20 protein-coding genes are annotated in these 19112 nt (G+C 44.3%); 13 read left to right on the forward strand and 7 right to left on the reverse strand.

Annotated features, from left to right (window positions below):
- The first annotated feature begins 98 nt into the window (after positions 1-98).
- Both pepA and trhP read left to right on the forward strand, forming a co-directional pair.
- Positions 99-1595 carry a leucyl aminopeptidase gene (gene pepA / locus C5N92_RS07275; RefSeq protein ID WP_111750184.1) on the forward strand — a complete coding sequence of 499 codons (1497 nt, stop codon included), beginning with the start codon at positions 99-101 and terminating at the stop codon, positions 1593-1595.
- 231 nt (positions 1596-1826) lie between these two features.
- A complete protein-coding gene (gene trhP, locus C5N92_RS07280; RefSeq protein ID WP_111750185.1) occupies positions 1827-3203 on the forward strand; it encodes a prephenate-dependent tRNA uridine(34) hydroxylase TrhP in 1377 nt (458 codons plus the stop codon).
- A gap of 73 nt (positions 3204-3276) precedes the next feature.
- Here the strand turns inward: trhP and C5N92_RS07285 are convergent, their stop codons facing one another.
- The 5 genes from C5N92_RS07285 to C5N92_RS07305 form a co-directional block, all read right to left on the reverse strand.
- The gene (locus C5N92_RS07285) at positions 3277-4290 is read right to left on the reverse strand and encodes an ABC transporter ATP-binding protein (RefSeq protein ID WP_111750186.1); all 1014 of its coding nucleotides are present in this window, start codon (positions 4288-4290) and stop codon (positions 3277-3279) included.
- Position 4291: 1 nt separating this feature from the next.
- Positions 4292-5944 carry an ABC transporter permease gene (locus C5N92_RS07290; protein ID WP_111750187.1) on the reverse strand — a complete coding sequence of 551 codons (1653 nt, stop codon included), beginning with the start codon at positions 5942-5944 and terminating at the stop codon, positions 4292-4294.
- A gap of 159 nt (positions 5945-6103) precedes the next feature.
- On the reverse strand, positions 6104-7129 hold the full coding sequence (locus C5N92_RS07295) for a Fe(3+) ABC transporter substrate-binding protein (RefSeq protein ID WP_111750188.1): 1026 nt from the start codon (positions 7127-7129) through the stop codon (positions 6104-6106).
- A gap of 89 nt (positions 7130-7218) precedes the next feature.
- Positions 7219-7725: a signal peptidase II gene (gene lspA / locus C5N92_RS07300; protein ID WP_111750189.1), complete on the reverse strand. Its 507-nt coding sequence runs from the start codon at positions 7723-7725 to the stop codon at positions 7219-7221.
- 56 nt (positions 7726-7781) lie between these two features.
- Positions 7782-8402 (reverse strand): DsbA family protein, encoded by a 621-nt coding sequence (locus C5N92_RS07305; protein ID WP_111750190.1) that lies wholly within the window; start codon positions 8400-8402, stop codon positions 7782-7784.
- Between the two features lie 77 nt (positions 8403-8479).
- Here C5N92_RS07305 and C5N92_RS07310 point away from each other — a divergent pair, with 77 nt between their 5' ends.
- Complete coding sequence (locus tag C5N92_RS07310) at positions 8480-8887, forward strand: MerR family transcriptional regulator (protein WP_111750191.1); 408 nt, start codon at positions 8480-8482, stop codon at positions 8885-8887.
- A gap of 12 nt (positions 8888-8899) precedes the next feature.
- On the opposite strand, the gene C5N92_RS07315 is transcribed toward C5N92_RS07310, so the two are convergent.
- Complete coding sequence (locus tag C5N92_RS07315; RefSeq protein ID WP_111750192.1) at positions 8900-9544, reverse strand: cation diffusion facilitator family transporter; 645 nt, start codon at positions 9542-9544, stop codon at positions 8900-8902.
- Between the two features lie 72 nt (positions 9545-9616).
- Positions 9617-9892: an acylphosphatase gene (locus C5N92_RS07320; RefSeq protein ID WP_111750193.1), complete on the reverse strand. Its 276-nt coding sequence runs from the start codon at positions 9890-9892 to the stop codon at positions 9617-9619.
- Positions 9893-10028: 136 nt separating this feature from the next.
- Between C5N92_RS07320 and rsxA the strand changes: the two genes are divergently transcribed.
- The 10 genes from rsxA to lpxM all read left to right on the forward strand — a co-directional run bounded on the left by rsxA (position 10029) and on the right by lpxM (position 19093).
- The gene (gene rsxA, locus C5N92_RS07325; RefSeq protein ID WP_111750194.1) at positions 10029-10610 is read left to right on the forward strand and encodes an electron transport complex subunit RsxA; all 582 of its coding nucleotides are present in this window, start codon (positions 10029-10031) and stop codon (positions 10608-10610) included.
- Positions 10610-11218, forward strand: a complete 609-nt coding sequence (gene rsxB / locus C5N92_RS07330; protein ID WP_111750195.1) for an electron transport complex subunit RsxB — start codon at positions 10610-10612, stop codon at positions 11216-11218. The genes rsxA and rsxB overlap by 1 nt, the downstream gene beginning before the upstream one ends.
- The gene (rsxC, locus tag C5N92_RS07335) at positions 11208-13328 is read left to right on the forward strand and encodes an electron transport complex subunit RsxC (RefSeq protein WP_111750196.1); all 2121 of its coding nucleotides are present in this window, start codon (positions 11208-11210) and stop codon (positions 13326-13328) included. Before rsxB ends, rsxC begins: the two co-directional genes overlap by 11 nt.
- Positions 13329-13364: 36 nt before the next feature.
- On the forward strand, positions 13365-14444 hold the full coding sequence (locus C5N92_RS07340) for a PDDEXK nuclease domain-containing protein (RefSeq protein ID WP_111750197.1): 1080 nt from the start codon (positions 13365-13367) through the stop codon (positions 14442-14444).
- A 9-nt stretch (positions 14445-14453) separates the two neighbouring features.
- Positions 14454-15086, forward strand: coding sequence for a trimeric intracellular cation channel family protein (locus C5N92_RS07345; RefSeq protein ID WP_111750198.1), 633 nt, complete (start codon positions 14454-14456; stop codon positions 15084-15086).
- Between the two features lie 92 nt (positions 15087-15178).
- Entirely contained in the window at positions 15179-16183 is a 1005-nt protein-coding gene (gene rsxD, locus C5N92_RS07350; protein ID WP_369828946.1) for an electron transport complex subunit RsxD, read from the forward strand.
- A gap of 1 nt (position 16184) precedes the next feature.
- Entirely contained in the window at positions 16185-16817 is a 633-nt protein-coding gene (gene rsxG, locus C5N92_RS07355) for an electron transport complex subunit RsxG (protein ID WP_111750200.1), read from the forward strand.
- Positions 16817-17416: a sugar O-acetyltransferase gene (locus C5N92_RS07360; protein ID WP_111750201.1), complete on the forward strand. Its 600-nt coding sequence runs from the start codon at positions 16817-16819 to the stop codon at positions 17414-17416. The genes rsxG and C5N92_RS07360 overlap by 1 nt, the downstream gene beginning before the upstream one ends.
- A 4-nt stretch (positions 17417-17420) precedes the next feature.
- Entirely contained in the window at positions 17421-18122 is a 702-nt protein-coding gene (locus C5N92_RS07365) for an electron transport complex subunit E (protein WP_111750335.1), read from the forward strand.
- Positions 18123-18142: 20 nt separating this feature from the next.
- Positions 18143-19093, forward strand: coding sequence for a lauroyl-Kdo(2)-lipid IV(A) myristoyltransferase (gene lpxM / locus C5N92_RS07370; RefSeq protein WP_111750202.1), 951 nt, complete (start codon positions 18143-18145; stop codon positions 19091-19093).
- Positions 19094-19112: the final 19 nt, after the last annotated feature.

The raw sequence follows: 19112 nt of genomic DNA on the forward strand, positions 1-19112 counted from the left end.
TCAAGCGGTTGGATTTTGGTAAAATTTTGCGAAAAACTCACCGCTTGTAAAATGTGTAATCATACCCTTTTATACAGAAAAAATCACGGGAGTAATGTATGGAATTTAGCGTTAAAAACGGTTCAGTCGAAAAACAACGCACAGGCTGTTTAGTTGTTGGGGTTTATGAACCACGCCGTTTATCCCCTGCGGCAGAGCAATTAGACAAACTAAGTGATGGTTATTTAAGCAGTCTTTTGCGTAAAGGCGATCTAGAAGGACGTGTCGGGCAGACGTTGCTGTTACACAATGTGCCAAATGTTCCTGCGGATCGAGTGCTGTTGGTCGGCTGTGGCAAAGAGCGTGAATTGACCGAACGTCAATACAAGCAAACTATTCAAAAAATGGTGCAAGTGATTAACGACACAGGCTCCACCGAAGCAACGTGCTTTTTAACGGAATTGCACGTCAAAGCCCGTTCGGTGTACTGGAACATTCGTTTTGCCATTGAAGCCATTCAAGAAAACGGCTATCACTACAATGAATTTAAAAGCGTCAAACCTGAAATCCGCCGTGAGTTACGCAAAATCACCTTTAACGTGGCAAATCGCAAAGATCTCACTGTGGCAGAACAAGCGGTCGAACACGGCAAAGCGATTGCAACAGGCGTGATCTTCGCCAAAAATGTGGCAAACTGTCCGCCAAATGTATGCAATCCGCAATATCTTGCCAAATTAGCCAAAGAATTAGCCGATAACTACGACAACATCACCACCACCGTGTTAGATGAAAAAGAGATGGCTGCACTTAATATGAACGCTTACCTTGCTGTCTCTCGTGGCTCGGCAAATCAAGCCTATCTGTCGGTGATCGAATATAAAGCTCACCCTAATCCAAATGCCAAGCCGATTGTGTTTGTCGGCAAAGGTTTAACCTTTGACACAGGCGGTATTTCGATCAAGCCTTCGGACGCAATGGACGAGATGAAATACGATATGGGCGGAGCGGCGTCCGTTTACGGCACAATGAAAGCAATCGCAGAAATGAAACTGCCGTTAAATGTGATCGGCGTATTGGCAGGCTGTGAAAATATGCCAGACGGCAACGCTTACCGACCGGGCGATATTTTAACCACAATGTCAGGCTTAACCGTTGAAGTGTTGAATACGGACGCTGAAGGGCGTTTGGTGCTATGCGATACTTTGACTTACGTGGAACGTTTCGATCCTGAACTCGTGATCGATGTCGCCACACTCACGGGGGCTTGTATGATTGCCTTAGGCAACCACAACAGCGGATTGATTTCGCCAAATAATGCTCTTGCCAACGACCTTTTAAACGCCGCCGAACAAGCGGACGATAAAGCGTGGCGTTTACCGATGGGCGAAGAGTATCAAGAGCAGTTAAAATCCAATTTTGCCGACCTAGCCAACATTGGTGGACGTTTAGGTGGAGCCATTACCGCTGGTGTGTTCCTGTCCAACTTCACCAAAAAATACCACTGGGCCCACCTTGATATTGCTGGCACCGCATGGAAATCAGGGGCTGCCAAAGGTGCCACAGGCAGACCTGTGCCGTTGTTGAGTCAGTTTTTGATTAATAAAGTGGGGAGTTAATATCCCAGCACGCAGAGTGTACTGGGTTAAGCATAATTGAGCAGCTCTGCTGCTCTTGATTACAGTGCCAGAGGCACTGCATATGCTTAACCTAGTACGGCTATGCCGTGCTAGGCAAAAAATTTATTTTCCGTAAATCCCCTTACTCCAAAGGCGTTATTCCGTTAGAATAACACCTTTTTACGCTTTCCTACGGGAAAGCCCTGACTTGTTATCAGAAAGAGAACCAACATGTTACAAAACAAACCAGAACTTTTATCTCCAGCTGGCTCACTGAAAAATATGCGTTACGCCTTTGCTTACGGGGCAGATGCGGTTTACGCAGGGCAGCCACGTTACAGCTTGCGTGTTCGCAACAATGAATTTAATCACGCTAACCTGAAAATCGGCATTGACGAAGCTCACGCTCTTGGCAAGAAATTTTATGTGGTGGTAAACATTGCACCGCACAACTCCAAGCTCAAAACCTTTATCAAAGATTTGCAAGTTGTAGTTGATATGAAACCTGACGCACTGATTATGTCTGATCCAGGCTTGATTATGTTGGTGCGTGAGCATTTTCCTGAAATGGATATTCACCTTTCGGTGCAAGCCAATGCGGTAAACTGGGCAACGGTTAAGTTCTGGAAACAGATGGGCTTGATCCGTGTGATTTTGTCTCGTGAGCTTTCCATTGAAGAGATTGCGGAAATCCGTGAGCAAGTGCCAGATATGGAAATCGAAATTTTCGTTCACGGTGCGTTATGTATGGCGTATTCGGGGCGTTGTTTGCTGTCGGGCTATATTAACAAGCGTGACCCAAATCAAGGCACTTGCACCAACGCTTGCCGTTGGGAATATCAAGTGGAAGAAGGCAAGGTTGATGATGTGGGCAATATCGTTTCAAAAATCGATCCTGAACAGCAGATTGAGATTAAAAATGTCGCACCAACCTTGGGCGAGGGCGATACCACCAGTAAAGTGTTCCTGCTTGCCGAGTCGCAAAAACCTGATGAACAAATGACCGCTTTTGAAGACGAACACGGCACTTACATTATGAACTCAAAAGATTTGCGTGCGGTGCAACACGTTGAGAAACTGGCTCAAATCGGCGTGCATTCGTTAAAAATTGAGGGACGGACAAAATCGTTCTATTACTGTGCAAGAACCGCTCAAGTTTACCGCAAAGCGATTGATGATGCTGCCGCAGGCAAGCCGTTTGACGAAAGTTTAATGGATACACTCGAGTCGCTCGCCCACCGTGGCTATACAGAGGGCTTCTTACGCCGTCATACCCACGATGAATATCAAAATTACGATTACGGCTATTCGATCTCCGAACGCCAGCAGTTTGTCGGCGAATTTACCGGCAGACGCAACGATTTAGGCATGGCGGAAGTGGCGGTCAAAAACAAATTCTTACTCGGCGATGAAGTCGAAATGATGACCCCAAAAGGCAATATCGTATTTAAAATCAAGCGTATGCTTAACCGCAAAAATGAAGAAGTCGAAGCGGGTTTAGGTGACGGGCATTTTGTCTTTTTAGATGTCCCTGCTGATGTGGAATTAGATTATGCGTTATTAATGCGTAATTTAGTCGATGCAGATACGCGTAATCCGCATAAGTAATTTGTAAAAAATTAGACTAAACCTACCGCTTGTAAAGCATTTGATTAGGGCAGACGATGTGTCTGCCCTTATTTTATCGCTTAAACAGCACCAATTCTCTCATTTGGAAACTGACTGAAACTTTTGCTTGAAGCGCTAGATCTGCCGTTTGGTAAGCGGTGACATTTGTGCCATTTATTGCAATTTGATAGCGGTAGAACTGCCCTAAGAACAGTTTTTCGGTGATGATGCCTTGCCCGTTCTCATCGGCTTTGAGCGTAATTTGTTCAGGGCGGAGTAGCCAGTGGTAGTCGCCGAGTGGGTACTCAATTTCAGGGAATTGGTAAGTGCCGATTGGGCTTGCTAAAAAGTGATTTTCTAATACTTTGCACGGCAAATAGTTTGTGCCGCCTAAAAAATCTGCGACAAAGGCATTGACAGGGGCGTGGTAGAGTTCGGTTGGGGTGCCGAATTGGACGATTTTGCCCTGATCCATTACCGCAATTTTATCGGCAAAAGCAAAGGCTTCTTCTTTGCTGTGGGTCACGAAAATCGCAGGGACTTTTTGGGTTTTCAAAATCTGTTTAATCTCTTGGATCATCGCATAGCGAGTTTGGCTGTCGATGTTTGAGAACGGTTCATCAAGCAGTAGCAATTCAGGTTCGCAAGCTAAAGCACGAGCAATGGCGACACGTTGTTGTTGTCCGCCCGAGAGTTCGTGGGGGAAGCGTCCTTCAAAGCCGTTGAGTTTGACCACCGATAACATCTGTTCGGTGCAACATTGTTGGTCGGATTTGCACATTTTGCACAAGCCAAATTGAATGTTTTGAGCCACCGTCAAATGTGGAAACAGGGCGTAATCTTGGAAAATCAGCCCGATTTGGCGTTGTTCTATCGGTTTTTTCTGCAAATCTTCCCCTGCTAGAAAAATTTGCCCTTCGCTAATTGGCAACAAGCCAGCAATCGCTTTGAGCAAGGTGGTTTTGCCACAACCGCTTGCCCCTAATAAGCAGACGATTTCATTTTCATTGACCGCAAGGTTGAGCGATTTCAACACCGCAGTTTGATCGAATTGACAGCTAAGATTTTGAATATCAAGTAATTTCATATTAACGTTCTTTTTGCGATTGAGAGATTAACGAACGGGTCAGCCAAATCACAGGGATCAGCCCCACCAACACCAATACAATGGCAGGCAAGGCGGCACGTTCTAATTGTTCGTCCGAAGTAAAGGTGAAAACGTGGGTGGCGAGGGTGTCGAAGTTGAACGGTCGCAACAACAGTGACGCATTCAGCTCTTTCATACTTTCAATAAAGACCATTAAACCTGCGGTAATAATTCCTTTAATAATCAAAGGGATATGTACACGTCTAAACATCGCAAAGCCTGTTTTGCCCATTGTTTGACTTGCCATATCAAGTGACGGTGAAATTTTGCCGAGCGATGTTTCAAGGCTGCCGATAGCCATGGCAGAAAAACGGATCACATAAGCCAACACGAGAGCAAATAGCGATCCCGAGAAGATCAAGCCAGCAGGCGGCAGCTCAAGGGATTTGAGCAGAGCGTGCAGTTGGTGATCGGCAAAGGTCAAAGGCGAGAGCAAGCCGATAGCCAATACCGTACCGGGAATGGCGTAGCCGAGCGATGAAAACTGCAACGACAAGCGGGTCGATTTCGCCCAAAATCTGCGATTAACCGACAGGCGATGTGCAAAGTGCAACAACAGGGCAAGGGCAACGGTCACGACAGAGGCAATGATCGACACTTTCAAGCTGTTTAAGGCAAACTGAACAAAGTCCAAATTCCACGACTGTTCAAAATAGTGGAACGCCCAAAAAATCAAGCGTCCAACAGGAATGAAAAACGCCAACGCCAACAAGCCCCAACACCAAAGCTGTGCCAACCACAATTTCCAGCCCGTAAGCTGTTTAAAAGACGTTTTCTTTTCATAGCCACGCTGATAGCTTTTCTGCTTGCGGCGGCTGTATTGTTCAAGGCTGATAAACAAAAAGATCATCAGCAACATAAAAATCGAAATACGGCTTGCCGTGCCGAGATCTTGAAAGCCAAGCCACGAGTCGTAAATGGCGGTGGTTAAAGTTGGTACGGCAAAGTAAGAAACCGTGCCGAAGTCGCCTAAGGTTTCCATTGCCACTAACGCCATACCGACTGCAATCGCAGGGCGGATAAGGGGAAAGGTGATTTTGCGGAAAATATCGGACGGAGAAGAGCCTAACATTCTGGCACTGTGGGTGAGATTTTCAGATTGTTCTAATAACGCCACACGAGCCAACAGGAAAATATAAGGGTAAAGCACTAACGCCAACACAAAGCAAGCACCGTACAGGGTGCGGATTTTCGGAAACCAGTAATCTTGCGGACTTTGCCAGCCGAAAATACCCCGAAGCATCTCTTGAAATGCCCCTGAATAGTCGAGTAAATCGGTGTAAAGATAAGCGATAAGGTAAGCAGGCATCGCCAACGGCAAGCAGAGCAACCACTGTAGAGTTTTCTGTCCAACAAATTGATAATTCGCCACAATCCAAGCGGACGGTAACGCAAAGAAAAGTGCAAGGGCAACAGTGCCAAGCACGAGTAAGGTTGAATTGAGCAGGTAAGTCCCGAGCATCGTATCCCACAGATGTTGCAGGTTTTCCATTTCACCGTCAAAGGCGTGATAGCCTATTGCAAGCAATGGCAACAGAATTAAGAGCGTTGCTGCAAGGGAAGAGAGTTGCCAAGTCAAGTGTCGGTTTGCCATAAAGTGCTAAAATCTCAATCCATTTAAAATAAAAATTCCCCTTTTAAATAAGGGGAGTATCTTTTGAATTTGTAGGGACACACTGAGTGTGTCCACTTTATAACGTTCGTATATAACGGACACACGCAGTGTGTCCCTACATTAGTTATATCAAACTAATTATTTCGCACCAAAATCATCAAATTTGACTTCATCAACTAATTTCAATGCTTTTTCGTAGTTTTTCGCAATATCTTCAAGTTTAATTGCGTCAGCAGAGTAATCGCCCCAGCCTTTTACTAACGCTGAACGTTCAACGCCTAGTTTAACTGGATATTCGTGGTTAAGTTCGGCATATAAACTTTGTGCTTTATCACCACTTAAAAATTCAATTAGCTTGATGGCATTGGCTTTATTTGGTGAGTGTTTAGCAAGCGCAACCGCACTGATATTCACGTGTGTACCAAATTGTCCATTCGGGAAGTTGATAACTGCTGACTCTGCCCACGCTTTTTGTTTTTCATCTTCAAGCATTTTACCATAGTAGTAGCTGTTACCTAAAGCGTAATCACAAATGCCTTCTTTGATTGCTTTCACTTGGTCACGGTCGCCACCTTGTGGTTTTTGTGCAAGATTTGCTTTTAAGCCTTCTAAGAACGATTTGGTTCTTTCCACGCCATAATGTTCAATCATTGCCGCAAAGAGTGATACGTTGTAAGAGTTTTTGCCTGAACGTACGCAGACTTTGCCTTTATATTCTGGTTTCGCTAAATCTAAATAGTCAAAACCAGCAGGTAATTTGCCCACACGATCTTTTGATGAATAAATCACACGTGCACGTGAAGTTAAACCGAACCATTCACCATTAGAATCACGGAATTGTGCAGGAATGTTTTTCTCTAAAGTTTTTGAATTTACTTTTTGAGCAAGCCCTGCTTTTACAATTTCCATTACACGACTAATATCAACGGTTAATAAAACATCCGCAGGACTTAATTCGCCTTCTTTTTTAACACGTTCAACTAAGCCTTTATCTGCAAAGATCACATTAACTTTAATGCCTGTTTGTTTTTCAAAGTCTTTTAACATCGGCTCGATTAAGTACGGCTGACGATAAGAGTAAACATTAACTTCATTTGAAGCTAAAGCAGAAGTAGAAATGATGCTAGATAATACAACTGTAAGAAGAGAAAGTGATTTTTTCATAAAAGATCCTCGAAAATAAAGGAAAATAACCTACAATCAATGTAGCTGTTTACAAAACTTGAACAGTTTAGATTTTTTACAAATTTGTGTCAATAAGAACTATTTTTATTTACATAAGGAGTTGTTATTGCTTTTTCTTCTTGATAAGAATTGACAAATAAACTACACACCCCGACAAAAATAAAGACATCTGCAAGGTTGAAAATCGGATAATGCCACGTTTTCCAAAAAAGATGTAAATAATCCACCACATAGCCACGAAAAGCACGGTCAATCCCATTTGCTAAACCGCCCCCGATAATTAATGCGTAGCCAACATTTTCCCATTGAGATTTGGCTTTATTTTGATAGAGCAAATATGTCAAAAAGCCCGAAATAAATAACGCTAATCCTAAGAAAAAATAGGTCTGCCAGCCCGATTGATCGGCTAAAAAGCTAAAGGCTGCCCCATAATTTCTTGCATAGGTTAAATTAAAAAATGGCAAGAGATTAATGCTTTCTGATAGCTCAAAACGTTCAACCACAAGCTGTTTAACACCTAAATCAATCAATATCGCAATCAGGCTTAACCATAGCCATTTTAATGCTGTTTTCATCTGAATTTTCCTTGAAAAAAGAGAGAAAACGGTCACTTTCTCTCATCTTTTTACCTTTACTTTTTCACTTTTGCTAACTGTTCCTGAACCAAAAGATAAAGTTGATCAGGATGAAATTCTTCGAGTTTCTTGCCATTCACGAAAAATTCAGGGGTTTTGAGAATTTTCAGCTTCTCAATATCTTTCGCATCACTTTCCAATGCTGCCGTCACACTCTCAGAATACATTTGTTGCTTCGCTAATTCAGGATCTAAACCTGCTTTTACCGCGGCGTCCCAAGCGGCTTGAGCATTTTCATCATCGTGCCATTCAGGTTGTGAATTTAGCACCGCTTCAAGCACCGCAGGATATTTATCTTGCAAACGTGCCGCTTCCAGAATACGCGCTGCCTTTTCCAAGCCTTTGTGGAACAAGGCATAACGCATTACCAGCCGAACATCTTTAGGGTTTTCAGCTAAAATCGCTTTGACATAAGGATAGATTGCTCGACAGGCTTCGCAGGACGGGTCAAAAAATTCCACAATCGTCACAGGGGCGTTTACTTCGCCAATTCTAGGGCTATAAGAGCGGATAAATTCCGCATTACTTTGCGTAGGCGTGCCATTAAATTCCGTGTAAGCATAGCCACCAAATGCTACCGCAACCGCCACAAGCGCGATAAGTACACTTTTTTTCATTGAGTTTCCTTTTTATTGATTAATAAGAGATTGCAGTGTAAAGTCTGTAGTTGCTACAAGGTCAAGGGATTTATAAAATGAAAATCAACGAATTAAGCAAAGCAAGCGGTGTGAATTTAGAGACAATTCGCTATTATGAAAAAGTCGGGATTTTGCCCGAGCCACAACGTTCCGCAAATGGCTATCGGGTGTATGGCTCGGCAGCACTTGAGTTGCTTCGGTTTATCCGCAACTGCCGAGCCTTAGGTTTTTCGTTGGACGAGATTAAATATCTCAACCAACTCAAATCGCTACCGCAAAAATCTTGCACCGCTGATCAGATGATTGTGCAACATTTGGCGAAAGTCGATGAGAAGATCGCTCAACTAATTGAAATTAAAGATTTTCTAAATCAATTAGTGAACGTAGAAGAACACGATGTCGAAAATTGTAAAGCGATTTCGGGATTGAAAGCGAAAATAGCGATTGAGCATCAGGGCGAATAGTCGCCCTGTTTATCAAGACTTCAGGCTTTTTATCGCATTTTGTGTCACCTGCCAGCCGCTGCGTAAGATCACCAAACTGAGCAATAAACTCGCCATAGGATCGACCCATTGCCAATTTAGCCAATACGCTGTCAAGCCTGAAATAATCGCAACCACAGAGCCAAGCAAATCTGCCATAACGTGCAAATATGCCGAACGCACATTGAGATTGTCGTGATCGGCTTTAAGCATTAAACGAGCCACAATCAGATTGACGGCTAAGCCGAGTGTCGCCACCCATATCATCGGCAACGCCTGCATTGATTGCGGTGTGTGCAATCGCTCAACCGATTCCCAAATGATATAGCCTGCAATCACCAATAACGAACTGCCGTTCAGCACTGCCAACCACTGCGACAGTTTCGGCTTTTTATCCGCAATCCATAACGCAAGAACCGCAAGCCCTAGCGATAAACTGTCGTTTGCCATATGCCCTGCATCTGCCATTAATGCCAAGCTGTTAAAAAGATAACCGCCGACAAACTCCACTAGCATAAATAAGCTGATCAATGCAAAACTGAACAACAAAATACGGCGATCTTGCGGAATATGGCTGTGATGATGCTCAGAATGAGAGCAAGATGTTGAATGTGAATGGGTATGTGAATGAGTGTGCATAAATCCTAATCTCCAATAATAAGGTGAGATTAGGATAAAGTCTGTAGTTGCTATAAGGTCAAGCAGATTTTATCAATAATGGTAAACATCAAAATCGGTAAAGGCTTTATCGCCTTTATAATCCAACTCAATCACTCGCTCCACCCTTGCCGAACGGGGGCCGTGTTGTAGCCATTCTCGCAATTTTGCGATCTGCTCGTCTGTGCCTGTGGCGATCACTTCGACACTGCCGTCATTGCAATTTCGTACCGAACCCACCACGCCGATTTTATTTGCCGTTTGCCAAGTGAAAAAACGAAAGCCAACACCTTGCACCAAGCCGTAGATAAAGAATTGTTTGGATTGCATAGTTCCCCCTTGCAAATTTTTGAGAAAATCCGACCGCTTGTTGTTTATATTAGCGAAATTCGGTTGTTCATTACAGCAAAAAAGCCGATAATAGCCGGCATTTTTTGAATTTCTAATGATAAATTTCGTGGGTTAAATGGTCGATTATCTTTTGTTAATTATCGGAACGGCGTTAATCAATAACTTCGTGTTGGTGAAGTTTTTGGGGCTTTGTCCGTTTATGGGTGTGTCTAAAAAAGTGGAAACCGCTATTGGTATGGGTATGGCAACGACTTTCGTTTTGACGGTGGCATCGCTTGCCGCTTATTTGGTGGAAAGCTATCTGCTTGTGCCGTTGCAGGCTCAATTTTTACGCACACTCGTGTTTATTTTGGTGATTGCGGTGATTGTGCAATTAACCGAAATGATCGTCCACAAAACTAGCCCGACTTTATACCGCTTGCTCGGCATTTATTTGCCGTTAATTACGACCAACTGTGCGGTGCTGGGCGTGGCGTTGTTGAACGTGAATTTATCGAATAACCTTGTACAGTCAGTGCTTTACGGCTTTGGGGCGGCGGCAGGGTTCTCTCTTGTTTTAGTGCTTTTTTCAGCTTTGCGTGAACGCCTTGTCGCCGCCGATGTGCCGAGAGCCTTTCAAGGTGCGTCTATTGCGTTGATTACCGCAGGCTTGATGTCGTTGGCCTTTATGGGCTTTACTGGGTTGGTGAAAATCTAATGTTCGATCACGCCATTGTTATTTATATATTGATTGCGATAGCACTTGTTGCCTTAATTTTTGGGGCGGTGTTGGGCTATTCGTCAATTAAGCTCAAGGTGGAAGCCGATCCGATTGTTGAGCAGATTGATGCGTTATTGCCACAAAGCCAGTGCGGTCAATGTGGCTATCCCGGCTGTAAACCTTATGCGGAAGCGGTGGCAAACGGCGATGAAATTACCAAATGTATTCCCGGTGGGCAGGCAATGGTGGTGAAAATTGCCGAATTGCTCGGTGTTGATGTGCCTGAAACATCGGGCGAACAGCCTGTGCCGAAAGTGGCGTATATTCACGAAGAATTGTGTATCGGCTGTACCAAATGTATCGCCGCTTGTCCTGTTGATGCGATTATCGGCACGAACAAAGCGATGCACACGGTGATTGCGGATTTTTGTACAGGGTGCGAACTTTGCGTTGCTCCTTGTCCGACAGACTGTATTGAGATGATAAAAATTAAACAAACTACGCAAAATTGGAACTGGAAATTTGATGCAAATTTGGTGATCCCGATTGTGAACACAACGGACGCTGAAAAGAAAATCGTAGTCGGGGGCGGTAATGCAAATTGATGTGTTAAGCCGTATCCGTGAAGGCAAATTGTGGGATTTTCCCGGCGGTATTCACCCCCCTGAAATGAAAAAGCAGTCGAACCAAAAGCCGATCCGCTCGCTCCATTTGCCGAAATTTTTCTATGTACCTGTGTTGCAACATTCGGGTGTCGCAGGGGACGTGATTGTGCAACAGGGCGATTTGGTGCTGAAAGGGCAGGCTCTGACCAAAGGCGACAACTATCGCCAGCTTCCTGTACATAGCCCAACGTCTGGCAAAGTGGTGGCAATTCAGCCACACGTTTCATCACACCCGTCTGGCTTGCCTGAATTGACCATTGTGATTGAAACGGACGGCGAAGATAAGTGGATCGAACGCCAGCCGATAGACGATTTTTTAAGCCTAACAAGCGATCAGATTATCCAAAAAGTTTACCAAGCTGGGATCGCAGGGTTGGGCGGTGCAGTGTTCCCGACATCGCATAAGCTCCATTTTGCTGATAAACGCTGTAAGTTATTGATTATTAACGGGGCAGAGTGCGAGCCTTATATCACTTGCGATGATCGTTTGATGCAAGATTATGCAGATGAAATGATCGAAGGTGTGCGAATTTTACGCTATGTACTTCGCCCTGAAGAAGTGGTGATCGCCATTGAAGATAACAAGCCAAAGGCGATCCAAGCAGTCGAAAAAGCCTTAAAAGGTGCAAATGATATTGGCGTGCGAGTGATCCCGACCAAATATCCGTCAGGGGCAAGCGATCAGTTGGTGCAAGTGCTAACGGGCTTGGAAATTCCGCAGGGCAAACGAACGATTGAGATGGGCATTGTAATGCACAATGTCGGCACAGCTTTTGCGGTGAAACGGGCGGTTATGGACGATGAGCCGTTGATTGAACGGGTGGTAACGCTGACAGGCGATAAAATTCGCAACAAAGGCAACGTGTGGGCAAGGCTCGGCACGCCGATTTTGCATTTGTTGGAACAGGTCGATTATCAAGCGGACGAACGTTTTCCGGTCTTTTTGGGCGGTCCGATGATGGGCTTTATTTTGCCGTCACTACAATCGCCGATCACCAAAACCGCAAACTGCATTATCGCGCCTGACCATTTTGAATATGCACCGCCACAGCCTGAACGCAGTTGTATCCGCTGTTCAAGCTGTTCCGATGCTTGTCCTGTGGGCTTATTGCCACAACAACTTTACTGGTTTGCTCGTGCCGAAGATCACGATAAATCAAAGACTTATCACTTAGACGCTTGCATTGAGTGTGGCGTTTGTGCCTACGTTTGCCCAAGCTACATTCCGTTGGTGCAATACTTCCGCCAAGAAAAAGCCAAGATCCAAGAAGTCGATCAAAAAGCTAAACAAGCAGAAGAAGCCAAACTCCGCTTTGAAGCAAGGGAAGCTCGCTTAAACAAAGAGAAAGAAGCCCGCACCGCCCGCATTCAACAAGCGGCAGAAAAACGCCGTGAAGAAGTGGCGAACAGTCAAGGGGAAGATCCTGTAAAAGCGGCTCTCGAACGCCTAAAAGCAAAAAAAGCCGACACCGTAGAGCCAGCTCAAACCGTTCAAGCCAAAGCCCAAATCAAAGCAAACGGCGAGCCTGATAACAGCGAGTTAATGGCACAACGCAGAGCAAGACGCTTGGCAAAACAGGCGGAAGAAGCACAACAAGCGGTCGCTTCTGAAGAAAATGTTGCAAAAGCAGAAACGGTTGAAGATCCGAGAAAAGCAGCGGTTGCGGCAGCGTTGGCTAGAGCTAAGGCGAAAAAAGAAGCTCAACAAGCGGTCGTTTCTGAAGAAAATGTTGCAAAAACAGAAACAGTTGAAGATCCAAGAAAAGCGGCTGTTGCTGCAGCGTTAGCCAGAGCGAAAGCGAAAAAAGAAGCACAACAAGCTGTCGTTTCTGAAGAAAATGTTGCAAAAGCTGAAACCGTTGAAGATCCGAGAAAAGCCGCTGTTGCTGCCGCATTAGCACGAGCGAAAGCGAAAAAAGAAGCACAGCAAGCGGTCGTTTCTGAAGAAAATATTGCAAAAGCTGAAACTGTCGAAGATCCGAGAAAGGCGGCGGTTGCAGCAGCGATTGCAAGAGCAAAGGCAAAAAAGGAAGCTCAACAAAAACAGTAGAGTAATGCTTGCGGTATAAGCGAAATGGAGAAGCAAATGAACGATTTAACCAATCAAGATTTATTTCATCGCATTGCGGTGTTGCTTAATACCGCACGCCACCGAGCTGTACAAGCGGTAAACACAACCATTGTTCATACTTATTTTGAGATTGGACGAATGATTGTGGAAGATGAGCAACAGGGAGAAAACCGAGCTGAATATGGAAAACAGCAGCTTAAATTTTTATCGCAAAATTTAACTAAGCAATTTGGAAAAGGTTTTTCCGAAAGAAATTTGAAGAATATGCGACAATTTTATTTAAGTTATTCTCAACAAAGATTATTACTTAATGATGTAAGCGGTGGTTCACACTTTCGGCAGACAGTGTCTGCCGAATTGAGCAATAAAAATACAAATCGCCAGACACTGTCTAGCGAATTTACGCTAAGTTGGTCGCACTACCAAAAACTAATGCGAATAGACGATCCTTACGAACGCCGTTTTTACGAAATTGAAGCGACTAAAAATAATTGGAGTTTGAGAGAGCTTGAGCGTCAATATGATACCGCTTTGTTTGCTCGTTTGGCGTTGAGTAAGGATAAAGATGAAATCAGAGCTTTAGCGTTAAAAGGGCAAATTATTGAAAAACCTGAAGATTTAATTAAAGATCCTTATATTTTGGAATTTCTCGGTTTGCCTGAACATCACAGCTATTCCGAAAATGAACTTGAGCAAAAGTTGATTGATAAGTTGGAACATTTCTTGTTAGAACTCGGGGCAGGCTTTACTTTTGTTGGCAGACAAGAGCGAATTACCTTTGATGAACAGCATTTTTACATTGATTTGGTCTTTTATAACCGCTTGTTGCGTTGCTTTGTGCTGATTGATCTGAAAATCGGCAAGCTCAAGCATCAAGATATTGGGCAAATGCAGATGTATGTCAATTATTATGATCGCAAAATTAAGCTAAGTGATGAAAATAAAACTATCGGCATTATTCTTTGCCAAGATAAAAGTCAGTCGGTGGTTGAGTTTACCTTGCCTGACGATAATCAGCAGATTTTTGCAAGCAAATATATGACGGTGTTGCCAAGTAAAGAGACGTTAATCCAGTTAATTGATGAAGAACGTTAAGGAACCCAAATGAACGAACTTATCCCCCCATTTCCGTGGTCGTTTCTGTTTATTCAAGACCTGATTGGTACCATTGTTTTTGCGATTTCGGGGGCGATTGCCGCTCGTCAGCATAAAATGGATATTTTTGGAATGTTCGTGTTGGCATTTGTGACGGGCGTGGGCGGCGGAACTTTGCGTGATGTGATGATTGGCAGTACCCCTGTGTTTTGGATGAAACAGCCGATTTATGTGTTGATGATCAGCATTGCGGTGATTTTGGTGGCGATTTTGAAAGATCAAATTGACCGTGATTATTGGAAAAAAGGCTTGCTGATTTTTGATGCGATTGGTTTGGGCGTGTTTACGGTAATTGGGGTGCAAAAAGGTTTGGATTTTGGGTTGCATCCGTTGATTTGTGTGGCGCTCGGCGGTGTGACGGGCTGTTTCGGGGGCTTAATTCGGGATATTTTACGCAACGAAGTGCCGATTATTTTACAAAAAGAAGTGTATGTGACGGCGAGTTTGGTCGGCGGAATTATTTTTATTCTGTTCCGTGATGCGGGCTTTGAGAGCAACTGGATTGATGTGGCAACGGTGACGACAGTCATTGCAATCCGAATGCTGACGATAAAATTCAACGTGAATTTGCCGAAGATTTAGACGATTTAAAATTAAGACGATAAAGGAAACATTTGATGTTTAAAATGATCAGTTCCCCCCATACCCATTCCAACAATCTCACGGCGAATTTTATGCTGTGGGTGATTGGGGCGATGTTGCCTGCGTTGGTGGTGCAGTGGTACTTTTTTGGTTATGGGGTGCTAATTCAAGCGGTGCTGGCGATTGGGCTGGCGGTGCTGATTGAAATTGCGGTGGCAAAATTACGCCGTAAACCGACCGCTTTCTATCTCGCCGATTTGTCGGGTATTTTGACTGCCTTGATTTTGGCGATGGCAATTCCGCCTTACGCACCTTACTGGGTGATTGTGATTGGCGTGTTGGTGTCGCTGTTGTTGGCGAAGCACGTTTACGGTGGTTTGGGGCAAAATTTGTTCAACCCTGCGATGATTGGCTATGCGTTGTTGTTGGTATCGTTCCCTGTGCAGATGACAGCGTGGCTGCCACCCCTTGCGTTGCTGAATGAACCACCAACCCTATCGGATAGTTTTTCGTTGATTTTTACTGATGTCACCACAGACGGCTTTAGCGTTCATCAGCTTATTCAAAGTGTGGACGGAGTGTCGTCAGCAACGGTGTTGGACGGCTCAAAACAGGCGATGAATACCATTAAAGATCCAAATTCGTTATTGGCTAAATTCGATAAGCTGTTTGCCGATGTGCTTGTAGGCGGTTGGGGGCAGGTCAATGTTGCCTTCTTAATCGGCGGTTTGTTGTTGATTTATAAGCGAATTATTCACTGGCAAATCCCTGTGGCGATGTTGGCAACCTTTGCTCTGTTTAGCTTTGGTACGGATTTAGCGTCTGACACGGCTCGTTGGTCGGTGCAGATGCAACTGTTTAGCGGTGCGATGATGTTCGGGGCGTTTTTTATTGCGACCGATCCCGTCACAGCTTCAATCACGCCAAAAGGCAAATTGATTTTCGGTGCGTTGGTTGGCTTGTTAGTCTATTTAATTCGCTATTACGGCAACTACCCAGACGGCGTGGCGTTTGCAGTGTTATTAGCAAATATCTGCGTGCCGTTGATTGACCATTATACTCAGCCCCGTTTATACGGTACAAAATTAGGACGATAAAATGAAAACATCTGTAATAACAACACGTTATGCTCTAATTTTAGGGGCGATAGCCTTGCTCTGTACCGCCGTTTCAACGGGAATTTATTTGCTCACCAAAAGCAGAATTGATGCCGTAACTGCCGAGCAACAGCGTCAATTACTGCTTGAAGTGGTGCCACAGGTGCATTTTGATAATGATTTATTGGCGACTTGCAAAGTGGTCAAACTGCCTGAAGTCCCGTTTTTAAATAAAATCTATATTGCAAAAAAAGGGCAAGATCTGACCGCTTACGCTATTCAAGGAACCGCTCCAGACGGTTATTCGGGCAACATTGTGCTGTTAATGGGCATTCAGCCTGACGGAACCGTGTTAGGCGTGCGAACCCTTGCCCATAAAGAAACGCCGGGCTTAGGCGATAAAATCGAAACCCGTATTGATGATTGGATTTACAGTTTCACCAACCGCAAATTCAGCTTAGACAACGAGAGCGAATGGGCAGTGAAAAAAGACGGCGGTACATTCGATCAATTTACCGGAGCAACCATTACGCCAAGAGCAGTAGTCAATAACGTTCGCCAAAGTGCGAAGTGGGTGATTACTGAGTTAGCGAAAAATCCAACAATAGTTGAACAATTTGGGGCTTGCCGCTAATGCAAAGTGAACGTCAAAAAATGGTTAGCTGTCAGCTGTATAATCCAGCCGATCCTGAATTGAAACAAGACAGAATAACCGCACAGGATTTGTGTTTTGAGCTTGCTCAACTTCGCCCGTCTCAACTTCCGCAAAGAGTGGCGTTGTTGCAGAAATTATTTCAGTGTGAGCAGGCGGATTTTCATATTGAAATGCCATTTCGCTGTGATTATGGCTATAACATTTCGTTAGGCAAAAATTTTTATAGTAACTATAACTGCACGATGTTGGATTGTGCCAAAATTACCATTGGCGATAATGTGATGTTTGCCCCAAATGTGTCGCTATTTACCGCAATGCACCCAATTGATGCGGAAAAACGCAATAGCGGTATTGAATTTGCAATGCCGATTACCATTGGCAATAATGTTTGGGTTGGCGGTAATGCCGTGATAATGCCTAATGTGACGATTGGAAATAATGTGGTTATCGGGGCTGGAAGTGTGGTGACGAAAGATATTCCCGATAATTGTGTTGCGGTGGGCAACCCTTGCCGTGTATTACGAGCGATTAACGAGCAAGATAAGATTTTTTATTTTAAAGAGAAACGGTTTGAATAAAATTATGGCAACAGAAAACCAAATCCCGATTACCCAAATCAACGACATAGACGAAACGCCAAAAGCTGTTGAGCCGTCTGTGTGGAAGAATTTATTTATGCAGGGCGTGTGGAAGAACAACTCTACCCTTGTGCAATTACTTGGCTTATGTCCGTTGTTGGCGGTCTCCAGTAATGTGACTAACGCTCTCGGTTTGGGTTTGGCGACCTTGTTGGTTTTAACCATTACCAACACGATCATCTCGCTGTTTCGTAAAGTGATCCCCCACGATATTCGTATTCCGATTTATGTGATGATTATTGCCACAGCGGTAACGACCATTCAGCTGTTGATGAACGCTTTTGCTTACCCTGTTTATCAATCGTTGGGGATTTTCGTACCGTTGATTGTAACCAACTGTATCGTGATTGGTCGGGCGGAAGCCTTTGCATCAAAAAATAGCGTAGCCCATTCAGCATTTGATGGCTTTGCAATGGGGCTAGGTATGGCATTGAGCCTTGTGCTATTAGGTGCAATTCGTGAAATTATCGGTAGTGGTACGCTGTTTGACGGCTTGGATTTGTTACTTGGTGATTGGGCAAAATCCGCGAGAATGGATCTGTTACACTTAGAAAGCGGTCTCTTGTTAGCGATTTTACCACCAGGTGCATTTATTGGCTTAGGGGTAATTTTGGCGGTGAAAAACATTATCGACCGTAAGAAATAAGATAAGCAACAGGATAAATAATGTCAGAACGTGAAACATATCGAGTAGGTTATCAGCACCAGTTCCAAACCGCCTTTTTGCACCCGAAGTATTGGGGCATTTGGTTGGGGATTTTCGGGCTGGTCGTGTTGGCTTATGTACCATTTCGCTGGCGAGATAGGCTTGCGACTTGGGTTGGAAAAATCGTGGCGAAAAAGCTCAAAGGCAAAAAGCAGTATCATCGAGCAGATACGAATTTACGCTACTGTTTCCCTGATTGGTCGGCAGACAAGCGGGCAGATGTGATCGAGAAAATGTTTATCACCGTGTCTCAAACAATGTTAGGCATTGGCGAGATTGCCTTGCGTTCTGTGGAGCATATCCAAAAACGGAGCGAATTTTCAGGCTTGGATATTGTGAAAGAAGCTAGAGCAAGCGGTAAAAACGTGATTTTGCTTGTGCCACATACTTGGGCGATAGACGCTTCGGGCATTATTATGCACACGCACGGAATGCCGATGGTGTCGATGTACAATCCGCATCATAACCCCCTTGTCGATTGGCTTTGGAACCGTACCCGTGAACGTTTTGGCGGTAAAATGCACACTCGTCAAAATGGGATTAAACCGTTTTTAAATGATGTGAGAAAGGGCAATCTTGGTTATTTTCTGCCTGATGAAGATTTTGGTGAAGAACTTAGCGTTTATGTGCCGTTTTTTGCCACTGAAAAAGCCACTTTGCCAGGACTGGCTAAAATGGCTCGTGTGGCAAATGCAGTGGTGATCCCGATGTTCCCAATTTACAACGCTGAAAAAGGCGTGTATCAAATTGAAATTCTACCCGCCCTTGAATTTGCAGGCGATGAACAACAATCCGCTCGTCAAATGAATGAAGTGATTGAGTATTTTGTCCCGAAAAATCCCGAGCAGTATGTGTGGATTTTGCGGATTTTGAAAACCCGTAGAGACGGGCAGGATATTTACAAGCGGTGAGATTGGCTTGTTTTTTCTC

This window comes from Glaesserella australis, from assembly GCF_003260095.1.
GTDB classification, from domain to species: domain Bacteria; phylum Pseudomonadota; class Gammaproteobacteria; order Enterobacterales; family Pasteurellaceae; genus Glaesserella; species Glaesserella australis.

Excerpts from the sequence above, each read along its gene's own strand:
- C5N92_RS07310 (WP_111750191.1), top strand. The coding sequence starts at position 8,480 with ATGAAAATCAACGAATTAAGCAAAGCAAGCGGTGTGAATTTAGAGACA.
- rsxA (WP_111750194.1), top strand. The coding sequence starts at position 10,029 with ATGGTCGATTATCTTTTGTTAATTATCGGAACGGCGTTAATCAATAAC.
- C5N92_RS07365 (WP_111750335.1), top strand. The coding sequence starts at position 17,421 with ATGGCAACAGAAAACCAAATCCCGATTACCCAAATCAACGACATAGAC.
- C5N92_RS07315 (WP_111750192.1), bottom strand. The coding sequence starts at position 9,544 with ATGCACACTCATTCACATACCCATTCACATTCAACATCTTGCTCTCAT.
- C5N92_RS07340 (WP_111750197.1), top strand. The coding sequence starts at position 13,365 with ATGAACGATTTAACCAATCAAGATTTATTTCATCGCATTGCGGTGTTG.
- rsxC (WP_111750196.1), top strand. The coding sequence starts at position 11,208 with ATGCAAATTGATGTGTTAAGCCGTATCCGTGAAGGCAAATTGTGGGAT.
- C5N92_RS07345 (WP_111750198.1), top strand. The coding sequence starts at position 14,454 with ATGAACGAACTTATCCCCCCATTTCCGTGGTCGTTTCTGTTTATTCAA.
- rsxD (WP_369828946.1), top strand. The coding sequence starts at position 15,179 with ATGCTGTGGGTGATTGGGGCGATGTTGCCTGCGTTGGTGGTGCAGTGG.
- pepA (WP_111750184.1), top strand. The coding sequence starts at position 99 with ATGGAATTTAGCGTTAAAAACGGTTCAGTCGAAAAACAACGCACAGGC.
- C5N92_RS07320 (WP_111750193.1), bottom strand. The coding sequence starts at position 9,892 with ATGCAATCCAAACAATTCTTTATCTACGGCTTGGTGCAAGGTGTTGGC.
- C5N92_RS07285 (WP_111750186.1), bottom strand. The coding sequence starts at position 4,290 with ATGAAATTACTTGATATTCAAAATCTTAGCTGTCAATTCGATCAAACT.
- lspA (WP_111750189.1), bottom strand. The coding sequence starts at position 7,725 with ATGAAAACAGCATTAAAATGGCTATGGTTAAGCCTGATTGCGATATTG.
- rsxB (WP_111750195.1), top strand. The coding sequence starts at position 10,610 with ATGTTCGATCACGCCATTGTTATTTATATATTGATTGCGATAGCACTT.
- trhP (WP_111750185.1), top strand. The coding sequence starts at position 1,827 with ATGTTACAAAACAAACCAGAACTTTTATCTCCAGCTGGCTCACTGAAA.
- lpxM (WP_111750202.1), top strand. The coding sequence starts at position 18,143 with ATGTCAGAACGTGAAACATATCGAGTAGGTTATCAGCACCAGTTCCAA.
- C5N92_RS07305 (WP_111750190.1), bottom strand. The coding sequence starts at position 8,402 with ATGAAAAAAAGTGTACTTATCGCGCTTGTGGCGGTTGCGGTAGCATTT.
- C5N92_RS07360 (WP_111750201.1), top strand. The coding sequence starts at position 16,817 with ATGCAAAGTGAACGTCAAAAAATGGTTAGCTGTCAGCTGTATAATCCA.
- C5N92_RS07290 (WP_111750187.1), bottom strand. The coding sequence starts at position 5,944 with ATGGCAAACCGACACTTGACTTGGCAACTCTCTTCCCTTGCAGCAACG.
- C5N92_RS07295 (WP_111750188.1), bottom strand. The coding sequence starts at position 7,129 with ATGAAAAAATCACTTTCTCTTCTTACAGTTGTATTATCTAGCATCATT.
- rsxG (WP_111750200.1), top strand. The coding sequence starts at position 16,185 with ATGAAAACATCTGTAATAACAACACGTTATGCTCTAATTTTAGGGGCG.